Here is a 19,816-nt window from a genome sequence, read left to right on the forward strand (position 1 = left end):
CAGGCAGAAAATATTCTATTGCTGACACTGCCAGCTGTCACAGTGCTGGCTTAAGCTCTCCACAAAGAGCTGCGGCACTGGCTTATGCACCGTTTAAGGACACAGAAAACTCTGCCTGAATTCGGTGAATATACCCTTTTGACAGGCCATGGCGGCCAGTGGGCGTAAAAACCCGCATGCCATAATAGCATGATGCAATTAGAACCAAATTAGTATAGCTGAAAATTACTGTTCAGCCAGCTCCCTCAAATAAGCCGCGCAGCACACAGCACCAAAGCGGATCAGCCCCTGAGCAACATAACAGCGCCATTCCTGCCTGACAGACAAAGCACGCTCTGAGCCGTGCCCACACACCCGCCCCTTCCCTCAAAACAGGTGTCAGCCGTACAGGCATACATCCAGACAGATGGACATGCATCCAGAAAGACGGGCATGCATGCAGCTGGCATGCATGCCCGCTCTTAGCGCCAGGCTCATGACCTGCAAAAGCACCATGTCAGGCTACGCTAAGCGGGCTAAGGACAAAGGCTCACGCCCCTGCCTGCCATGACGGGCAGCGGCGAGGGTCGTGAGACCTGAGCAGCGCTATTTGGGTTGTTTTTTTTTGCGGCTGCAAAAACAAACATGCCGGACCCGCGAGGATACCGGCATGCTGTTGTACTGAAGGTAAGCCTTTGCAATGCTGTCAGCAGGCAAATGCATTCTGACAGCCTGTCAGGGCTACTGCTGGGCAGTACCGTCAGGACGACCGCCCTGAGACTGGGAGTGACCATGGCCACCGCCAGGACGACGGTTGTTATTGTTGTTATAACGACCGTTGTTGTTTGGACGTGGTCCACGGCTGTTAAAGTGGCCACCCTGACCATTGCGCTTTGGACGTGGAGCGCCACCACCGGTGCTCAGATATACTCTGTTTAATGGGACAGAGGCTGGAATGCCGTTGTTCAGGGTGATACTTACTACATCGCCCTTGAGTGGCTCACTGACAGTGCCCTTGACGTAGCTGCGCTCTGTGGAGATATACACATAGCGGCCTGGGCGGATATCTGATTCCTTGGCTGGCTCGTAAGTGCGCTGCGGAGCACCGTTACGGTTGTTAAAGCGACGCTGGCCGTTGTTCTGGCCATCACGACTGAAGCGGCGCTGACCATCCTGACCTTCACCTGGACGGCGTGGACCGCGACTCTGAGGACGGCCCTGTGGCTTCTTAGGACGGGCTGGACGGCGCTTGGAGTTGATCTCGGTAAAGCGGGTACGGGCATACTCTGCATGCTCGGCATTTACCGCATCCACCTCATTGCCATTGAGATCCACACGCATGGCGCCTTCACGAACACTGTAGAAATAGCGCAGACGGGTGGTGTAGACACGTACGGCAGCACGCACCTTGGAGATGGACAGGCCCTCGATATCAGCAACTAATGGCTTGAGATCCTCAAGAATACCGATCTTTAAAGGCTTGCAGTCGCCCTCTTTGATAAAGGCTTTTGGGAAGTGTACATAAAGCAGCTCCAGGGCTTCCTTGATGTGCTCCTGGTGAGTACCGCCATTATCGCCATCAGCACTCTGGTTGTCAGCTGCGACCTTTTCATCAGCTGCAGGGGCAGCAGCAGTGTTTTCAAGCTCTGCTGAGCCGTCAGCTAAAGTATCTCTGTTTTCCACTAAAAAACTCCAAATCGCTGGTTCCATGGACTAAAAAGCCAAAAAGTCCTGATAAGAACAGATTGTGCTGTATGGCCAGGCCACGGGCAGCAATCGTCCCCGGCAAAACTCTCGTTAACACAATCTAAGAACCCTGAAGCACCTGAACAGCCGGCGCCAACGATATCGCCCTGTTAAGTAAAGCTCTTAGTACGTGCCTTCATGCCGCCCGGAGCTGAGCATGAGACTAAAAAAACAGACTGCTGAAGTCAGTAACCGGCGGTTCCGTCACTCCATGACGGCACATAAAGCTGCTGACTGGCCCATAAAAAGGCCCTTATGAGTCTGAAAGGAAAAACCAATACCTCTCATGATGCAATTTTCCCGCAGCTAAATCAACATTTATATGTAGTTACAGGCAAGATATCCTGACTTGCATATATATGAAAAGCTGCAGCTGCCCGTACTGGCCGGGCCCGTGCACCATATCGGCTGTCTGTCAGCCGATTTTGTCCAGATTCTGTTACTGCACCAGACAGTCATTGCCCCCCAACAACAATACCCCGCGCTCCCGTACCTGCCTCAAATACATCACGCATTTGACTCTGGAAACAGACAGCAGGCAGCACTGTGGCTTAAAGGTGCATGCGCACGCCCGGCACAGCACCTTGGCCGCCCTGGTACATCCTGGTACATCCTGGCAAGCCCCGCCAGGATTAACCTGCCCATCGTGATTGTGATGCAAGGCAGGAATCAGCTGACAGTCACGCTGGTCTTGCCACGCTGGTCATATCCAGCAATGACCGACAAAAGGCCATAAGGCTGTACTGGAAGTGACCAGAGCTCATGACGCTGTGACTTGAACCCGTCTCTAAGTGTGGTGACGGGACAGTTCTGCAAATCTTTACAGAGGCTCAGTGCACCCTTGCTGATTTGCTTACAGCCTGCATACTGCAGGCGCAGTGGCCTGCGACTGCAGCATGCAGGAAGATTTGCGGATGTGTACTTGCTCAGATTGCTGGCACCATGGTCATTGAGATTGCCGGGTATGGCTACTTGCCCTGGGATGCAAAAATTCGGTTGACGCGCTCGAGATCGGCTGCGGTATCTACACCAGTCTCTGGAGGACGTTCGGTGGTGGCAACTGCTATCTTCATGCCGTAATGCAGCAGACGCAACTGCTCAAGAGATTCGGCTACTTCAATAGCAGCAGGCTCTTTTTGCAGATAGTCCAGAATGGTAGCAGCTCTATATCCATAAATGCCAATGTGGTGATAGTGCTTGAACTTGAGCTCGGTGACTGCCTGCTGTCCCTGAGCAAAATTGTCGCGCTCATAAGGAATAGGAGTACGGCTGAAGTACAGGGCAAAATTGTCTTTGTCCATAACTACCTTTACGCAGTTAGGGTCAAAGACATCATCAATGCTGCTGATTGGGTTGCAAAGAGTGGACATCTGAGCACCGGAGCTTGCCAGCAGTGCAGCTACCTCATCTATATGATCGCGTGTAATCAGAGGCTCATCGCCCTGAACATTGACCACAATGGTCTGAGGATCAATGTTTCTAATACGCAGCATCTCAGCAATTCGCTCTGTACCTGAACGTGGATTCTGAGAGGTCATACATACGGTAAGACGGCTGTCCTGACGGCTGAGCGGTTCCAGAGCCTGAGCCACCAGTTCATGATCTACGCAGGCTACGACCTCACTTGCTGAAGACTCCAGAGCCTTCTGACAGACTCTGACAATCATAGGAGCGCCACCAACGTCAGCAAGCGGCTTGCCTGCAAGGCGTGTGGAGGCATAGCGTGCCGGAATAGCCACCATGTAGTCGACATTTTTGCTCATGATATTAGTCCTCTGTGCCGCCTCATAAAGGCTGAAAATATGCTGTACTCACCACCAGCTGGCCTAAGTCACAGCAAAGTGCTTAAGCTCAGATGGCTTTACCGTTCAGACAAAACCTCAGTGAAGGTACAAACCAGTTAAAACCAGTGGGGTGCAGCAGAGCCTGAACATGTTACTGATGCCGCCCGGTCAGCTCTTATATACCTTTTGTATAAGGTATCAGCCAGCCTACTTACGGCGCTTGAGCTCGCGTGGCAGTGCATCAGGATCGAAATCGCGACGCTGCTTTTTCAAAGAAAAAATGTCCTTGCCATCATCATGCGCCTTAACGCTTCTAAGGTCATTGATGCTCTCAGAGACAGAACTGTCCCTGCCTTTTGCTTCCCCTGCAGCTGAGCTGGCAGCATTGTCAGTCTGACCGGCATTGTCTGCCATATCGTCCTTGTCTGCCATATCGTCCTTGTCTGTCCGAGCGGACTGATTATCGTCTGGGGCATCGACCCTGGCGGAATCTGAGCTGCTCTCTGAGCTGCTCTCTGCTCCGGTTGCGTTGCTGGCTGCTCCGGTTGCGTTGCCGACTTCTCCGGTTGCGTTGCCGGCTTCTCCAGTTGTGCTGCTCTCTGTAAGATTCTGTTCTTCAGCGGTGTCAGGGGAGTCGGAGCTGTCGTCATCGCCTGAGCGTGATGACTTGTACTTAAGGCTCTTTTTCAGGGACTTGTGCTCCTTGCCCTCGCCATCATCATCGCCCTGATGGGCTCCATCATGAGCACCGTCATTAGCACTGTCGCTGTTTGCAGTTGAGCTTCTCATGCTGCTCTCATATGAGTCATGAGCTGAATACTCGTAATGAACGGACTCAGCGCCATTGTCATACTGTGCATCAGGATTGTCAGCATCGCGTTCCAGATCCTCAGGCGCTATGGCAGGAGTAGTATCCGGCGTCATTGGGGCAGCGGCTGGAGATGGATTGGTATTGGCATGAATGGCCGCCCAGCGGGCATTGTGCTCAGCTACTTCCTCAAGAGAATCCACCAGATCAATTTCAGGTCTGATGTAGCCGGCCTTTTCACGTTCCTTGAGGCGCTTTTCCACACGGGAGCGGCTCTGCTTTACCTTGCCTACCACATCATCATAGAACTGTTTGCTCAGGTGAGCACTGACGTTGAGGACAAAGACATTGGAAAGATTGTTACGTGCAGCCTCTGACTGATACTTGATGGCATCCTTGGAGGTCATGACAACAGGTCCTTTGGAGGCCAGAGCAGCAAGGCGCTCGTAATCAATACGGTCATGATCGCCTACTTCAACACGCTCGGCTACAGTAAAGCCGCAGTCTTCAAGGGTTTTGTAGAAACGGTCAGGATTGCCAATACCTGCAATAGCAATCACACGGCTCTTTGGCTGCAGTACTTCCTGTGACTTGAGGTTAAGCGGCACTATGGAACTCTGCTTGAGGACCATAGGAAAATAGCCAAGGTGGGCCACAGCACCGGATACTACTACAGTATCAACGGTTTTAAGACGCCAGCGGGCCTCACGCAGCGGACCGGCTGGAAGCAGATGACCGTTACCCAGCATACGGGCACCGTCGAGCACACAAATCTCAACATCACGATCAAGAGCGTAATGTTGCAGACCATCATCGGTAATGATGAGGTCAACCCCCAGTCCGACCAGGTAGTCAGCGCCACGGTTACGCTGCGGATCGATAACTACAGGGGCACCGGTCTCACGGCGTATCAGACATGGCTCATCACCATAAATAACAGGATCGGCATCCAGTGGAACCTGAGCCGGGAACTGGGCACCTTTGGCCTTGTATCCACGGCTGAGCACACCAGGATTGAAACCACGGGCACGCAGCTCCTTTACCAGGGCAATACAGATAGGAGTCTTGCCACTGCCACCGACAGTGATACCACCTACTACAACTACCGGGACCACAGGGCCTTCAGTTTTACACAGACCATTGGCATAAAAAGCACGCCTTGCGGCAGCAACCACGCCAAAAAGTGATGAAAAAGGCAGCAGCGGCAGCTGCAGTAAAAATGAGGTAATGTTTCGTCCGTACCAGATATTATTTAGAAAAGACACTCTCTTGTCCCCGGAAACAGCGTGAACCTGATTAATAAAAGGGCATGATTATACCATGAACCCCGGCATTGGACAGCAGACCATGCCTGGCACCGGACGAAAAATTCCCAGCCATTCCCCGCCTGTCCCGCGCCTCTGCAAAAGCATTCCTGGCGGCCCCGTCTGAGATTATGACAAAGCATGACAGCATAAGTTCCGAGCCAGAGAGAACTTACGTCAAGATTACTCCATCATCAGCCCAGCCAGTACCTGCAAAAGCGCAGACCTCTGCCCATAAACAATGACTCAGACAGCGGCACTGATACAAAGAATCATCGCCCATTACATGAGCCCCAGCCCTGACATGCCCTGCTCTGCCATGCACTGCCCTGTCAGGCCAGGCAATAACCTTGTCCTGACATTACCGGCGGGGAACCAGGAAAGGCTATTGACCGCATGCAGGGATCAGGTGTCAGAGCAAGAGGAGTTTGTGCAGTTCATAATGCAGGTGCCTGAATAGCAGGTAACCGGTACAACTGACTAAATTACAAGCCAGATTTTGTTGTACTCTGAACTTACGGTCGTCAGTCAGCCCCGCTGTGTCCCGGCAAAACTTCTGCAGGGAATATTGCAGCCTGGAATATTGCAGCAGTCATTTGCAGCACTGGATTTACTTCATGATCATCTCTGGAGGAAGCTCTTGTTTGTCAGCAAGGCAGGCAGGTATGCATGCATGCATGCATGCATGCCTGTTCAGGTCATTGGCTGATATCATCAGAATTTTGTGCTCCAGGATTTTGTGCAGCTGGATGCCGCGTCAGCTCATTTAATGCAGGGAAAGCGGGTATATGCGCTTTTGTGGAGCGAAAATGCGGATTTTTTTGCGCTCAATTTTTTCAAATAAGATTTGCCGTATTTAAGCCTTTTAATCGATTTTCCTGCCTTGTCCGTAAATAATTTGGCTCTGGAAATGTCCCTCTGAAACTGACAGATACGGCCCTTTGACTGCAATAATCACAGCCCGCTTTTTCCCTGCATTACCTGTTAAATATGCTGTGCCAGATCATACTGAGCTCTGTATCGGGCCAATGGCAATCAAGTCAGGCGGTTGAATTTTTAACAACTATGAGCGTATCATTATGTCCCGCAAGGCTGATACAGTTAAAATCAGCTTCAGGCATTTGACAATGTCATCGAGTCCATATCTGATACGGGCTATCCGACATTTACCTGACAGACATGTATATTCCGCTGTCCGACTCTGATTGTCCGGACCTTACTGCTGCGGAACAATAAGTTAACAGTTAGATTTTCATACCTGATTCCCCTGAGTGTCCAACTGCCTCCCTGGAATGAGTAAATTCCTCTTAACAGGAAATGAATTTAATCTGAGCCTGAACCAGGGCTCTTTTTTCAGACTGCCGCTATGCCACCACAGGTTGTGTTTGCCAGACCTTCCTTATGCCAGGCGCTTAAATGGCAGCCGTCCCATGCTTCAATAAGCAATATACACAGGGCCTGAAAGTTCTGCAGTTCCCAGCTGACTGTATTTGTCTTCAATCTGGCCCTGAACACAATTTAATCAGTACCATTTGCACTCACAGCCTCTGCAATGCAGGAGCGCCATCATCATATCTATTGCTGCATGCACAGGCAGACCAGCTCTTTGACCGGCTTAATATGCAGCTAAGAGAGTTAATGTTTATTTCACGGGATTAGTCCCGATGCCACCAGGTATGGATCAAACTGTCAGCACCGACAACTGACAATAAGTGCTGGTGCACTCGACATTAAGAGAATGCAGGATAAACCTGAACACCACCGGACAGATTGAAGTCATGACTGCTTGTCAAAATGGCATGTAATACCATGCTGTGTGATGTCATGCCGTGCTGTGTAATGTCATGCCGTGCTGTGTAATGTCATGCCGTGCCGTGTAATGTCATGCCGTGCCGTGCCGTGTAATGTCATGCCGTGTCATGTCTAATATCTGCCGGCCAGATCAGACTGTGACATAACACTGTCCATAAATTCGTTCACAGCAGAAACAGTGCGGAGCCAGCTCCATATGCATTGAGCGGCACTGCAATTTCTGCATTGAGCTGAGCTGTATTAAGTTGAGCATGAACACAGCCCTGCTTCCTGTCCCGCATGAAACAGACCCGCTGAGTTTACAGCATGCGCACAGATCTGCAGTTGCCAGAACATGGGCAGCAGTTCGCAACCTTAAACTTAACAAGGCAGAATTATTTTGCCTTCACCAGTATTTTCCATATGTGAGCAGTGCCCATGCACTGACACAAAGTCGTCTGTATTGCATTATTTTTTAACAGACACTTTTATCTGCAATATTACCCGCCGCACCATTCGAAGTTGTGTTCAGTGCGGCATATGATTTTGTATTTTGTTTTATAAAGCGTTATTGCTTTACCCGGCATGTCTGTCCTGCAACCAGGGCTGATTTTATATCCCATGCCATTTCGTATGACTGTATTAAGATCTGACAGCCCGGCTGATTTACAGTATTTTGCGAGCAGTCACTGTCAGGGACTGAGTTTGAGCCAGAAAAATCCATCCTGGCACAGGCTGGCTGATTTGCCGCCATATGATTTGTTTACTGCGCTGTTTTATTTTTGATGTAATCCTGCTCCCAAAGAGGAGCCTGACAAACAAAGTTAATCTGCCAGCCCGCAGACTGCTAAAGAATCAGTGCCAGCTGCCGCAACCTGGCAGCAATAACAACACTAAACACATAAATGAGCCTGAAGCTGTCTGCATTTAAACTGAGCAGCCACAACCCTGACAATTTACCTGACGTCAGTACGGCCGCCCAGGCTTGCCAGTCAAAACACAAGCAGGCGGCAGTTGCGATGGCTGCGTCCCAGTCATTTGCGGCACCGGTTACGATGGCACCAGCAGCTCCATTGGATGCATCGATTGAAATGGCGGCGGCGCCAGCAGCAGTGGCTTTAAGGCATCCTGTACACGATCATTACAAGTCCCTCTGTTGATTAAGGTAAGGATGCTTTATTTTCATTACTGATGACAATACTGCTGTACCAGTCAGCAAGCACTTACAGCTCTGTCACTGACCGTCTGTTTTTCTCACTGCACCTTACATGCAGCAAATCAGCTGTTTATCTCAACGTCAGCTGTAACACCATGGTGACAGTGTTTATGCTTTATAAATCGATTTAGTTCTACCCCTCAGATACGGTAAACAGCATCTGATGCAACACTGCTGCGACACTGCTGCGACATAAGTGAAACCGCAGTGACCTTACAGCACAGAAGATGTGTCACCTTAACTTTTATAAAGGAATACTTTGCCAGGCAACCTGGGATGCAGAACCTGGATCATGCTTATACTTAACTGAATTTCTGCCGCAGGCGTACAAACAATCAAACAGTGCCCGGCGGCCACTTTTATCAGCACTGTGATCCTCCAGCGCAAACACAGCTCAATGCATGGAGCATGAGGACTGTTGACTGGGCGTAAGGATCAGGCCTCAGGCCAGATGCAGTACGCTTTACAAAGCAAGACCATATGCAGGTCCAGCGCTTTGCCATTAGCATCTGAGCATACATTGCTGATATTGCCGGTTTTTCCATCCCATGGAGGTACAGACTCCATGGGCAGCAGCCATCAGAGGCTGACTGAACTTTGTTTTCTTAAGTGGGAATCTGTTTTTTCTATGAGAACTGCCAAAAAGTCACAGACAACAGATAATTCACCTTACCGTAATGCCCGCACCTCACTGTCAGAGCCTAAAGGCCGCAAGCCCCGCTCTGCAGCAGCTGCAGGCAAGTCATCCGGTGCAGATGCTGCATCCGGAGGTTCTGCTGCGTCTGCTCGTAAGAGCAAGGCTGCAGCCACCTCCGCCAAAACCACGGCCAAAGCTGCAACAGCCAGGACAAAAGCTGGCGCAGCCAAGGGTACAAGCGCCAAAGCAGCCGCTAAGCCTGCCGCCAAAGCCGCACCAGCTAAAGCTGCAGCCAGCAAGGCTGCACCAGCCAAGGCCGCAGCTGCAAAGGCAGCGACAGCATCTGCTGCTGGTAAGGCATTGAGTAAGACTGCCAGCAAGAGTGCAGGCAGGAGCTCAGGTAAAAGTGCCGGCAAGGCATACCGTGCATCGGCCGCTGATGCATGGAGTGCATCACCTCAGGAAAAAACTGAGGGAAAGACAGCAGCAGGCATCAAGGCTGCCTCAAAGGCTGCTGCCCTTACATCATCCAGGTCAGCCTCATCTGCATCTGCAAAAGCCCGTAAAAAGGCACGTGCCGAAGAGGCAGCTGCTTCTTTTGATGATGGTGATGAGTATTTAAGGGCTGCACTGCGCGCTGAGGCTGAGTCTCATGCCCGCGCTGCAGCTGCTGCAGTATGGGGTGATGGCAGTTCCTCCCGTAAAAGCAGCACCAGAAGCAAGTCAAAGGCAGCCCGCAAGGCCGCTGCCAAAGAAGCTGCTGCCGCTGCCGGCAGTGCCCGCAGCAGCAAAAAGAGCAAGGCAGCTCCTGTGCGCAGACGTGGCAGCGCTGCCTCTGCAGGTCATGCCGTTCCTTATGCAGCAGGCGCCCACAAAGACAGTCAGGCCTTTGGACCATCTGCAATTTACGGCCAGGATCCGGCCTCTGGTTATAACCACTTTGGCAATGGCGGCGGATATCCATATCAGCCTGATGCCCCTCACGCCAATGGCCCTGTGGGCAACGGCCCTTATGGCAATGGCCCTGTGGGCAACGGCCCTTATGGCAATGGCCCTGTGGGCAGCGGCCCTTATGGCAATGGCCCTGTGGGCAGCGGCCCTTATGGCAATGGCCCACGCGGCTCTGCAGGCCCTGATGGTCAGTCAGTTAATCATGATGTTTATGGCTTTGGTCCCCAGGGACGCATGAACGCCGGTCCTGGCGGACACGGGCAATCATCTAATGCTCCTCACTCCGCCAATGGAAATCCTTATATGGATGCCCCAGGCGTCCCAGGTCATTTTGATCATTACAACAGCATGGGTAATGGCTCTGATGCAGGCAACTTACCGGGCTACGGCTATGCAGGCATGCACGGCGGAATGCCTGGCATTCAGGGCATGCCAGGTCATATGCAAGGTAATGACGGATATTATGATGAAGGTCCTTACGGTTTTAATGATCGTCATGGACCAGCTGATCGCGGCCATGATGCCTGGGGTCAGCCACCACAGCGCCACCGCTCTTCCCGCCGTCGTCACAGCGACAGCCGCAGGGGAGCGGCCTATGGAGCTGGTGGACCAAATGTTATGACCGGACCTATGGATCATCCAAATGAGTTTTCACCAGTTGGAGGAATTGATCCGGGCTTTGATCCTGAGCTGGTAAATGCTGCTCCTGAGCGCTCAGTTGAGGAGGCTGCAGAAATTCTGCGCCGCTTCAAGAGTCTGATGCAAAAAGGCTCAGAGGCCCCTGCTGTCAGTGAACCTTACCCAAGCTATGAAATTGATGAGCTGGGTAATGTTATCCACCAGAAAGGCAGCAACCGGCCAAAGTCTGAGGTGAAGGTCGTGGTGCGCCGTCGTCGCTCCCTGCTAAGCGAGGCCGACAGCGGCAGCAAGTCCCTGTCTGACACTGTGGACAGCAGTGCAGCTGCCGCCGATGCAGCCAGCACAGCCGATGCTGCCCAGTCAGCTGCAAATCCAGCAGAACAGGCTGCAGCTAACGCCGCCAATGTTCCAGCAACTGCCACAGCTGTCGAGGTCGCAAATGCATCTGCTTCAGAGGCATCTGCTTCCGGCAAGTCAAAGACACTCTCATCATTGAGCGTGCGTTCTGACTCTGCCAGTGCTGCCCGTAATGCAGGTGAAGAGTCTGATCATACTGACAATTACGAAGGTGCTGATGAGACTTATGCAGATAATGAAAGCGATCATGATGACTCCAGCGAACTGCTGCGTGCAGCAGCCATAGTTTATGCTCAGGATCCTGTTCTGGGCGTAAGCCGTGAAACCAGTGAGCAGCTGGGCATTACCAGAAGTGTTGCCCAGAATATTCTGGAGCAGCAGCACCCAGCCAAAGGCCGCAAGAAGAAAAAACGTAACCAGCTTACAGCTACTCAAAAGGCAGAGGCTGAAGCTGCTGAGGCAGCAGCTCAGGCCGCTGAGGCTGCAGCTGCGCTGGCCTTTTCCCGCATGCTTGAAGAAAACGGTCAGTCATCTAAGGATTCAGGCCATGGCCGTAAGGCAGCTAAAGCTGAGCGCAACCGTCAGCGTAAAGGCGTAAATGCTGCCGGCAAGGCCCCATATTTTGATCAGGGCATGATGCCCGCACCGGGCAATGGTCCGTCCCTGGGCCATGGCATGGGCCCAGCTATGGGTCAGGGCACTGGTCCAGGAATGGCTCAGGGCACTGGTACAGGTATGGGGCCAGGTATGGGTCAGGGCATTGGCAACTTTGTGCCTGATGCCTTTGCTGGCGGCGTGCCTATGGTTCTGGGCTTTGACGGTCCTGTACCGCTTAACGCTCCGGAAATTTTCCGTACCCCTGACGGCATGATTCATCAGGATACTGTCAATGGCCCTGTGGCTGTTGGCCCTGCTCCGGGCATGTTCCTTGGTGTTGACGGTATGATTTACCTTGATACCGGAAACATGATTGTGCCTGCCGGTCCTGTGGTCGGTATGTTTATCGGCCCTGACCATATGCTCTATCAGGACACTCCAGGTGGTATCACCCTGATAGGTCCGGCACCAATGATGTTCTATGGTCATGACGGCATGCTCTATGAGACAGGTCCTGCAGGTCCTGTACCTGCCGGTCCGGCTCCGGGCATGTTAATGGCTCCTGATGGTACTCTTTATCCTGATGAGGCCAATCCTGTAAGCCTTAACGACCCTGATATTTATCAGGATCAGTACGGCATGCTTTATATGGATACCCAGTCAGGTCCTGTTTTAATGGGCCCGCCTCCGGGCATGTTTGATGAGCTTGGTGCTCAGGCTGTCATTAACAGATTCCATGCAGCTGCCCCATCTCAAAGAGCAAAGTCAAAAGGCAACCGAGACCGTAATGCTGAGCTTGCAGACCAGGCAACACAACATGGCAGCGCACCTGGCGCGGCCCTGGCTCAGGATGCTCACAGTATGCCTGTCAGTCAGTCCAGGGACGGTCAAAGCAAATCCTCTGAAGCCGATGCAGCCGCTGCCAGCAATGCTACTCCTTTAACAACCCGCATTGCCGGAGTTGGTGCAGGTACAGGCTATCGCCGCTCTTCTGGACTTAGCAAGTTCTCATCTGTCGGCCTGCCATCTGATGATGAGAAAAAGCGCCGCCAGCTTATGAACAAGCTTGCCCGCACTCAGGCTGAGTTTGACCGTATGACCCTGCTTCCAGATGAGCTGGATCCATCAGGTGCAGACATTGATCTCAGCAGCTACGATCAGGCCTTTTCAGGCGTGTCATCTGCAGCTGATTATGATGATGACCTTCTTCTTGCCTCTGAAAAGAAATCAGCATCATCGATCTCCAGCAGCGCAGATGAACCGGTCCCAGCCACGGAAAATCAGGACGAGTACGCACAGCACGAGGCCGATGCAGAGGATGCCGAAGACGACATCGGCAATCTTGATTACGAAGATCAGGATCTGGATGTCATCGAAGAAGCCGATGCTGATGCTGATGCTGACGAAGAGTCTGACTCTGATGATGAGGATGCTGACTTCGATGCAGATATGGATGAATACAGTTCAGAAGATGAGGAGTATGAGTCAGAGGATGTATCGGATGACGCAGATTACGCTGATGACAGTGATCTGTATGCAGCTGCATCGTTCCTTGATGATGAGCTGAACGATACTGACTTCAACGCAGCCCGCGATGCAGATCCGGCTGCGCGCAAGTCAAAGGCAAGTGCAGGCTCCAAAGCTCGAACTGGCTCAAAGTCAGCCGCAGCCACAAAGAGCAGCGCTGCCTTAAAGACCGGTGCCAGCGCTAAAGCTTTATCAGCCACAGCATCCAGGAAGACTGCAGTACGTTCAGGCTCACGAGCCAGTGCCGCATCAGCTCCAGCAGCCCAAAAAGCTGCAGCCAGCGCACAGGCAAAGGCCCCAGCCAGGGCCGCCAAACCAGCTGCTGCAAAGGCTCCAGCCAGGGCCGCCAAACCAGCTGCTGCAAAGGCTGCTGAAAAGGCCCCGGCAAAGGCCACTAAAACAGCAAGCGCAACTAAAGGTCCTGCTGCTAAGGCAGCCTCTGCCAGGCCGGCTGCAAAAGCTTCAGCCGCAAAGGGAGGAGCTGGCAAGGCCAGTTCCACTGCCAAAGACAGCTCCCATGCCAAAGCTGCGTCCACCGGCGCATCAAAAGCTACTCGAGCTGCACCTCGTAAGACCTCTGCAGCCGTATCTGACAGTACCAGAACCACTGGCCGCAAGGCTGCTGCAACTGCAGGCTCACGATCAAAGGCCAGGGCAAAAGAATAAGCTGATGGCACATAGCCCCGAACCGGGGCCATGACCTTAAGAGAAAAGACTGAAATGGTTCAACTGCACTGATGGGTTGCAAGTTGAGCTGTTTTGGTCTTTTGTTTTTCAAGGCCGGCATTACACTGGCTTTGAAATATGGATGTCGCTCTTCGGATACGGCCAACACAGGGGGCAGATTGCCAGGCAATACCGGCAAAAGGCCTTTTTATGCCTGATGTACGGTCTGCTGCAGGTAGCTGCCATAGAATGACTCTGTCCTGCCAGGCGGTTCATTATGGAGCTGAGCGCGTATGGTCATGGCCCCGCAGGCCACTTCAGGCTGTTATGTTTTTCTGTCAGATCAGTTATTTTTTTGCAAATTGTGTCCTGTGATCTTGAACTGAGGCCAGTTAGCCCCTATTTATTGATTACGTCCCTTATTGCCTCCGTACAGGGTACAGGGCAATATTGAGCAATATGTCCATGACTGCATTCACATTCTTATACAGCAACTGCTGTATATCATGAAACAGGGGTTTAACCACTTAGCCTGACTTTTGAGTAAGGCAGACGCAGACTCATGGATATTCCAGACGCCAGTTTCATATTGACTGCAATCAGAGCGCAGTTGCTGACTTAAATAATATCCGGACCATTCGGTAACAGGGATTTGAGTTTACAGCCGAAATAATATGCGCACTGTTTAGTGCGTGATGTCTGCCAGAAATGGCACGATAGAAGGATAGATAAACATGGCTAGACTTGATGACATCAAGATGATGTTAAGCTCACTTTTAAAGGTAAGAGAGCCGGCCGAACAGGAAAAAGGCAAAAGTGACGATGGCTATAACGCTGAGGATGGTTATGACAATGACAACCCTCTGGCGCTGACCTCACTTTACCGTGATGAGATGGGCAACCGTCTTCCAAACAAACTGCACGTTATTCCACTTGCAGGCGCTCCTATACTGCCTTCACAGCTGTCATCCATGCAGCTTAACATTGAGTGGCTGGACATCATTACCGAGGTCATCAGCTCCTCCCACCATACTTTTGCCATGTTTGGTGTGGACAACGAAAAGGCTGCCAGCGCCCAGCTCAATATCGACGACTTTCCTAAGACAGGTACTGTTGTACGTCTGCTTTCAGCCCGTACCGGTCCTGAGGAAATTGATATTGTCTGTGAGGGCGTACGCCGCGTAAGCCTGATAGAGGTATCAGACAGCAAGAAGAATCTGGCTCAGGTACGCTATCCTGAAATTGAGTACCGTCTTGCCAATGCTGAAACCCAGGGCAAGGATACTGTCAGCCGTGACAGCCTGCGCGAGAGCCTTAACCGTACTGCTGCTCTTGATAACCAGCTCAAGAACCTGCTTAAGGAGCAAAAGGAATATGCCCGCTCCATTGGTATAGATGTGGTCAAAAAGCAGGGCAGCTTTGACTTTGATTACTACATCCACAGTGATGAGCGTGTAATCGGCCGTCTTTCCCGCAGCAAGTTCAAGGACCTGCTTGAATTTCTGGCTATCAATGATATTCCAGAAGAGCAGAAGGAGCAGATCGCTCTCTATCTGGCACGTCCTTCCCAGGAGGAGATCGACCGTCTTAACGAGTACTATCAGCAGGCTGTAGCTGTTATCAAGGAACGCTCCGGTTATATACGTGACGGCCTTGCCCGTGTCACCGGAAAAATTGCTGATGCCGCATCAGCTGCCACGGAAGCCTACCGATCTGCTGGTGATCCTGGCTCAGATTCATCTGCCGCCACTTCAGGCTCCACTGCAGGCACAGGTGTCGACAACTCTTCAGATACCTCGGACTCTGCAACAGTAAACGCTGAAAGTGGCTCATCTGAACCTGGTCAGGAAGTTAACCGATCACTTAAGGATCTTGCCGAAGAGCTTACTCATGCTCTGCGCAGCCGTACCAGCCAAAAGGAAAGCATCCCAGACGCAAAGATGCTGGTTGGTGGCAGCAGCAATGCACGTCAGGCAAAGATCAACGAGGAAGCCCGCGCCAGCGACAGCAGTCTCAACCAGGTCTTTATTGACCGCATGAACTTCATTCTTGATGACTATGCAGTTCATGAGGCCAATGGCAAAGCCCCGGGGGCTGACAGCGCCAGCAACAAGAATATTGGCGTAGATGAAAAGGGCAACCTCATGGGCACCGCCAGTGAGCGTCTGTTCAAGATGATGAGCCTTATTGATCGTCGTGAAGAGCTTGAAGACGACCTTGCTCAGAAACGCTTTAAGAAAGAAGCTCTAAACGCCATTCTGGAAAACAGCCCAAGTGACAAGGAAGACATTGAAAATGCTGAAGCATCAGCTACTGGTCCTAACTTTGGCTTTGTTAACGAAGATACCGCAGTAATTACCTTTATGCCTGGACACGAGGCATCAGAGGACCTGCTCATGCGCCTGAATGAAATTCAGAAAGAACATGAGCTGGCTCTGACACGTCGTGCCCAGGAAGAAGGCAAGCTGACATCAGGAACTGATACAGCTGCCATTCTTGACAGTGATACTGACGAGTCTCAGGAGCAGACCAGCTGGAGCGAGGAGCTTGATGGCGACGATGGTGCCGGTCTTAACATTCTTGGCAAGACCTTTAATGAAGACGGCAGCACTCAGACCAGTATTACAGTCAACAGCGACAATCAGCGCCTTAACCCTGAGCTCAAGGAGTTCCTCAACTACCTGATGCAGGGCAAGGATATTGCCGATATTGCTCAGAGTGAAATGGGCCAGAACGGCAAGAAAGGCAAGTGGGCTGCACTGCAGCGCGCTGCCATGATCCGTAACAAACTGGCCGCCCTGCTCGGCGGCAAGGTTATCTTTGGCGTTTCCACAGTAAAGGAAGACCGCAACAGCGCCCAGTATGATGTAGAGCTGCGTGCCTACTGCCTTGGTATCAGCGCTGCTCTGCAGGAACTGATTCCGCTGAATCCTCTGATCACTGATGAAATGCGCCAGTACCTGGCACGTTTTGACATGAGCAATCCGTCAGTTCTTGCTGACTGTGGCGCATCTCTTACCCAGTCCAAGCCAGATGACCTCCAGAAAGTACTGGATACCATTCCTGTTCTGCCTCGTCTGCGCCTGGTATTTGAGCTCATAAGCCGTGAGCTGTCTGCAGCCCGTCTGCATGACAAGATTAAGATTTCCGTTGCTGAAAAGATTCAGAAGCGCCAGAAAGATTTCTTCCTGCGTGAGCAGCTCAATGAAATCAAGAAGGAGCTTGGCCTTGCAGCTGACGAAAAGGATCTTGATGTCGAGAAGTTCAAGGAGCGCATGAAGAAGCTCTCCCCTCCTGATCACATCAAGGAGCGCTTTGAAGACGAGATTACCAAGCTTTCCCTGCTTGAGACTGCCAGCCCTGAATATGGCCAGACCCGTAATTACATCGATATTCTGACCTCTATCCCATGGGGCAAGATGGCCAAAGAAAAGCTTGGCCGCAACACCAGAGATGACAAGGACAGCAAAGGTAAGGAAGGAGTCAAAAGCAGTATCGACCTCAACCGTGCCCGTCGTATCCTTGATGAGGATCATGAGGGTCTGCAGGATGTTAAGGACCGCATTATTGAGTTCCTGGCTGTCGGTGCCCTCAAGGGTCACACCAGTGGTCAGATTATGCTCTTTGTCGGCCCTCCAGGTGTAGGCAAGACCTCTATTGGCAAGTCCATTGCCCGTGCTCTTAACCGTCCTTTCTACCGTCTGTCTCTGGGCGGTATTGATGATGTGTCTGAAATCAAGGGCCACAGAAGAACCTATGTGGGCTCCATGCCGGGAAAAATTGTTTCTGCCCTGCGTGAGACCAAGGTTATGAACCCAGTGATCATGCTCGACGAAATCGACAAGCTGGGCCGCTCCTATCACGGTGATCCTGATTCAGCTCTGCTTGAAACTCTTGATCCCGAGCAGAACAAGAACTTCCTTGACGTGTATCTGGATGAAAAGCTGGATCTGTCAAACTGTTTATTTATCTGTACTGCCAATGGCACTGATACTATTTCTGCACCACTGCTTGACCGTATGGACCCTATCCGTCTGTCGGGCTACATTGCACGTGAGAAGTTTGCCATTGCCAAAAAGCATCTGCTGCCACGAGCTCTTGATGAGGCCGGCCTCAAGAAGAACAGCACCAAACTGCGTATTCCTGATGCCACCATTTCTGACCTGATTGATGGCTATGCCCGTGAAAGCGGCGTACGTTCCCTGGAGCGTGCCATTGCCAAACTGATCAGAAAGTCAGCTGTAAAGCTGGTTGAGGGTGAGAGCAAGGTAGTCATCAGCAGTGATGATCTTGAAGATTACCTGGGCACAGCTCCATTTAAGAAGGAAAAGATGCTCCAGGGCGTGGGCATTATGACTGGCCTTGCATGGACTGCATCTGGCGGTGTAACCCTTCCTGTTGAATCCATCATCACCAGTCACGATACCAACGGCTTCAAGCTTACAGGTTCTCTGGGCGACGTGATGAAAGAGTCTGCAAGCATTGCCTACAGCTATGTACAGTCTCATCTTGAGGTATTCTGCAGCACTTCCAGCCGCAGCTTCTTCAAGAAAAAGACCGTACACGTACACGTGCCTGAAGGCGCCATTCCTAAGGATGGTCCATCAGCAGGTGTCACCATGGCTACCTCTCTGCTGTCTCTGGTTCTCAACCAGGCTCCGGCCGAGAACTACGCCATGACTGGTGAGCTGACCTTGACCGGTCATGTTCTGCCTATTGGCGGTCTGCGTGAGAAGACCATTGCGGCACGTCGCATGGGCATAATGCAGCTCATCATTCCTGTTGGCAACGAGGGCGATGTCAAGGAACTTCCAGAGCAGGTGCGTTCCAATGTCACCTTCTACTATGCTGACACCTATAAGGATGTAGCATGGATTCTCTTTGAAAGCGTACGTCCGGCCATTAGCAAAGCCTTTGCTGACTACACCGGCCCACGCAGCGTAACTTTCGATGACGAGGGCAACGCCCTGTCAGAGAACAGCGCAAAGAAAGAGCAGCCTGCTGCAAAAACCACAGCCCGCGCCACCAGGTCAGTCAAGACCAGTGCCGCAACCGGCAGCTCCTCCAAAAAGGCCACCTCAGCCAAAACAGCTGACTCTGCCAGCGCCGACACTGCAGCCCCAGTAAAATCAACCCGAGCTAAAGCCGATACCTCAACCGGACCAGCAACCAAGGCAAAGGCAAAAGCAAAGGCTGAACCAAAGCCATCTGCCAAATCTACTGCAAAGGCACCAGCAAAAGCTGAAGCAAAGCCAGCTGCAAATGCACCGGCAAAAGCAGAGGCAAAACCAGCTGCAAAGGCAACCGCTAAAGCTGCAGTAAAGTCAGCTGCTAAGACCTCGGCAAAGGCAGCATCAAGCACCGTCTCTGCAGATAAAAAGCCTGCTTCCAAAGCCAGTACTGGTACTGCAGCAAAGGCTACTACCGCGACTAAGGTAAAAGAAAAGGCTCCTGTAAAGAACACTGCAAAGTCCACAACAGCCACCAGGGCTCAGACTGGCACTGCGCAGAAGAAAGCCACCGTTAAAAAGACCACTGCCAAAAAGAAAGGCAGCTCTGACAAGGGCGGCACCAAATAACAGGCGCTGATTAAGCCAATTACAACAAAGCCTCCGGCTCGCAAGAACCGGAGGCTTTGTCTTTTCTGGATATGAAAGCAAAACTAAAATCAGATTGCGCCTGCACATCAGATACATGGCGGCAGGCGCATTAATTTCTATAACTAAAATAAAACTTTACCAAAATTTAGAACTATGTGCATGACGCATTAGTAGAGTGATATGGGAAATTGCTCCACCTATAAGACAAAATCCC

General features: G+C 51.7%; 6 protein-coding genes. 3 read left to right on the forward strand and 3 right to left on the reverse strand.

The annotated features are described in order from the left end of the window. Nucleotides 1–720: 720 nt before the first annotated feature. From MXE41_RS06725 to lpxK, 3 genes are all read right to left on the reverse strand, one after another. A complete protein-coding gene (locus MXE41_RS06725) occupies nt 721–1,689 on the reverse strand; it encodes a ProQ/FINO family protein (RefSeq protein WP_247099950.1) in 969 nt (322 codons plus the stop codon). A 1,004-nt stretch (nt 1,690–2,693) separates the two neighbouring features. Then, nucleotides 2,694–3,488, reverse strand: a complete 795-nt coding sequence (gene kdsB, locus MXE41_RS06730) for a 3-deoxy-manno-octulosonate cytidylyltransferase (protein WP_247099951.1) — start codon at nt 3,486–3,488, stop codon at nt 2,694–2,696. Nucleotides 3,489–3,716: 228 nt separating this feature from the next. Then, nucleotides 3,717–5,582, reverse strand: coding sequence for a tetraacyldisaccharide 4'-kinase (gene lpxK, locus MXE41_RS06735; protein ID WP_247099952.1), 1,866 nt, complete (start codon nt 5,580–5,582; stop codon nt 3,717–3,719). A gap of 2,735 nt (nt 5,583–8,317) precedes the next feature. Between lpxK and MXE41_RS06740 the strand changes: the two genes are divergently transcribed. The 3 genes from MXE41_RS06740 (at nt 8,318) to lon (ending at nt 19,581) form a co-directional block, all read left to right on the forward strand. Beyond that, nucleotides 8,318–8,572, forward strand: coding sequence for a hypothetical protein (locus MXE41_RS06740; protein ID WP_247099953.1), 255 nt, complete (start codon nt 8,318–8,320; stop codon nt 8,570–8,572). A 684-nt stretch (nt 8,573–9,256) separates the two neighbouring features. Further along, a complete protein-coding gene (locus MXE41_RS06745; RefSeq protein ID WP_247099954.1) occupies nt 9,257–14,002 on the forward strand; it encodes a hypothetical protein in 4,746 nt (1,581 codons plus the stop codon). Between the two features lie 734 nt (nt 14,003–14,736). Then, entirely contained in the window at nt 14,737–19,581 is a 4,845-nt protein-coding gene (gene lon, locus MXE41_RS06750) for an endopeptidase La (RefSeq protein ID WP_247099955.1), read from the forward strand. The last annotated feature ends 235 nt before the right edge of the window (nt 19,582–19,816 follow it).

Origin of the sequence: Anaerobiospirillum sp. NML120449, assembly GCF_023051105.1 — a bacterium.
Taxonomy (GTDB): Bacteria; Pseudomonadota; Gammaproteobacteria; order Enterobacterales; family Succinivibrionaceae; genus Anaerobiospirillum.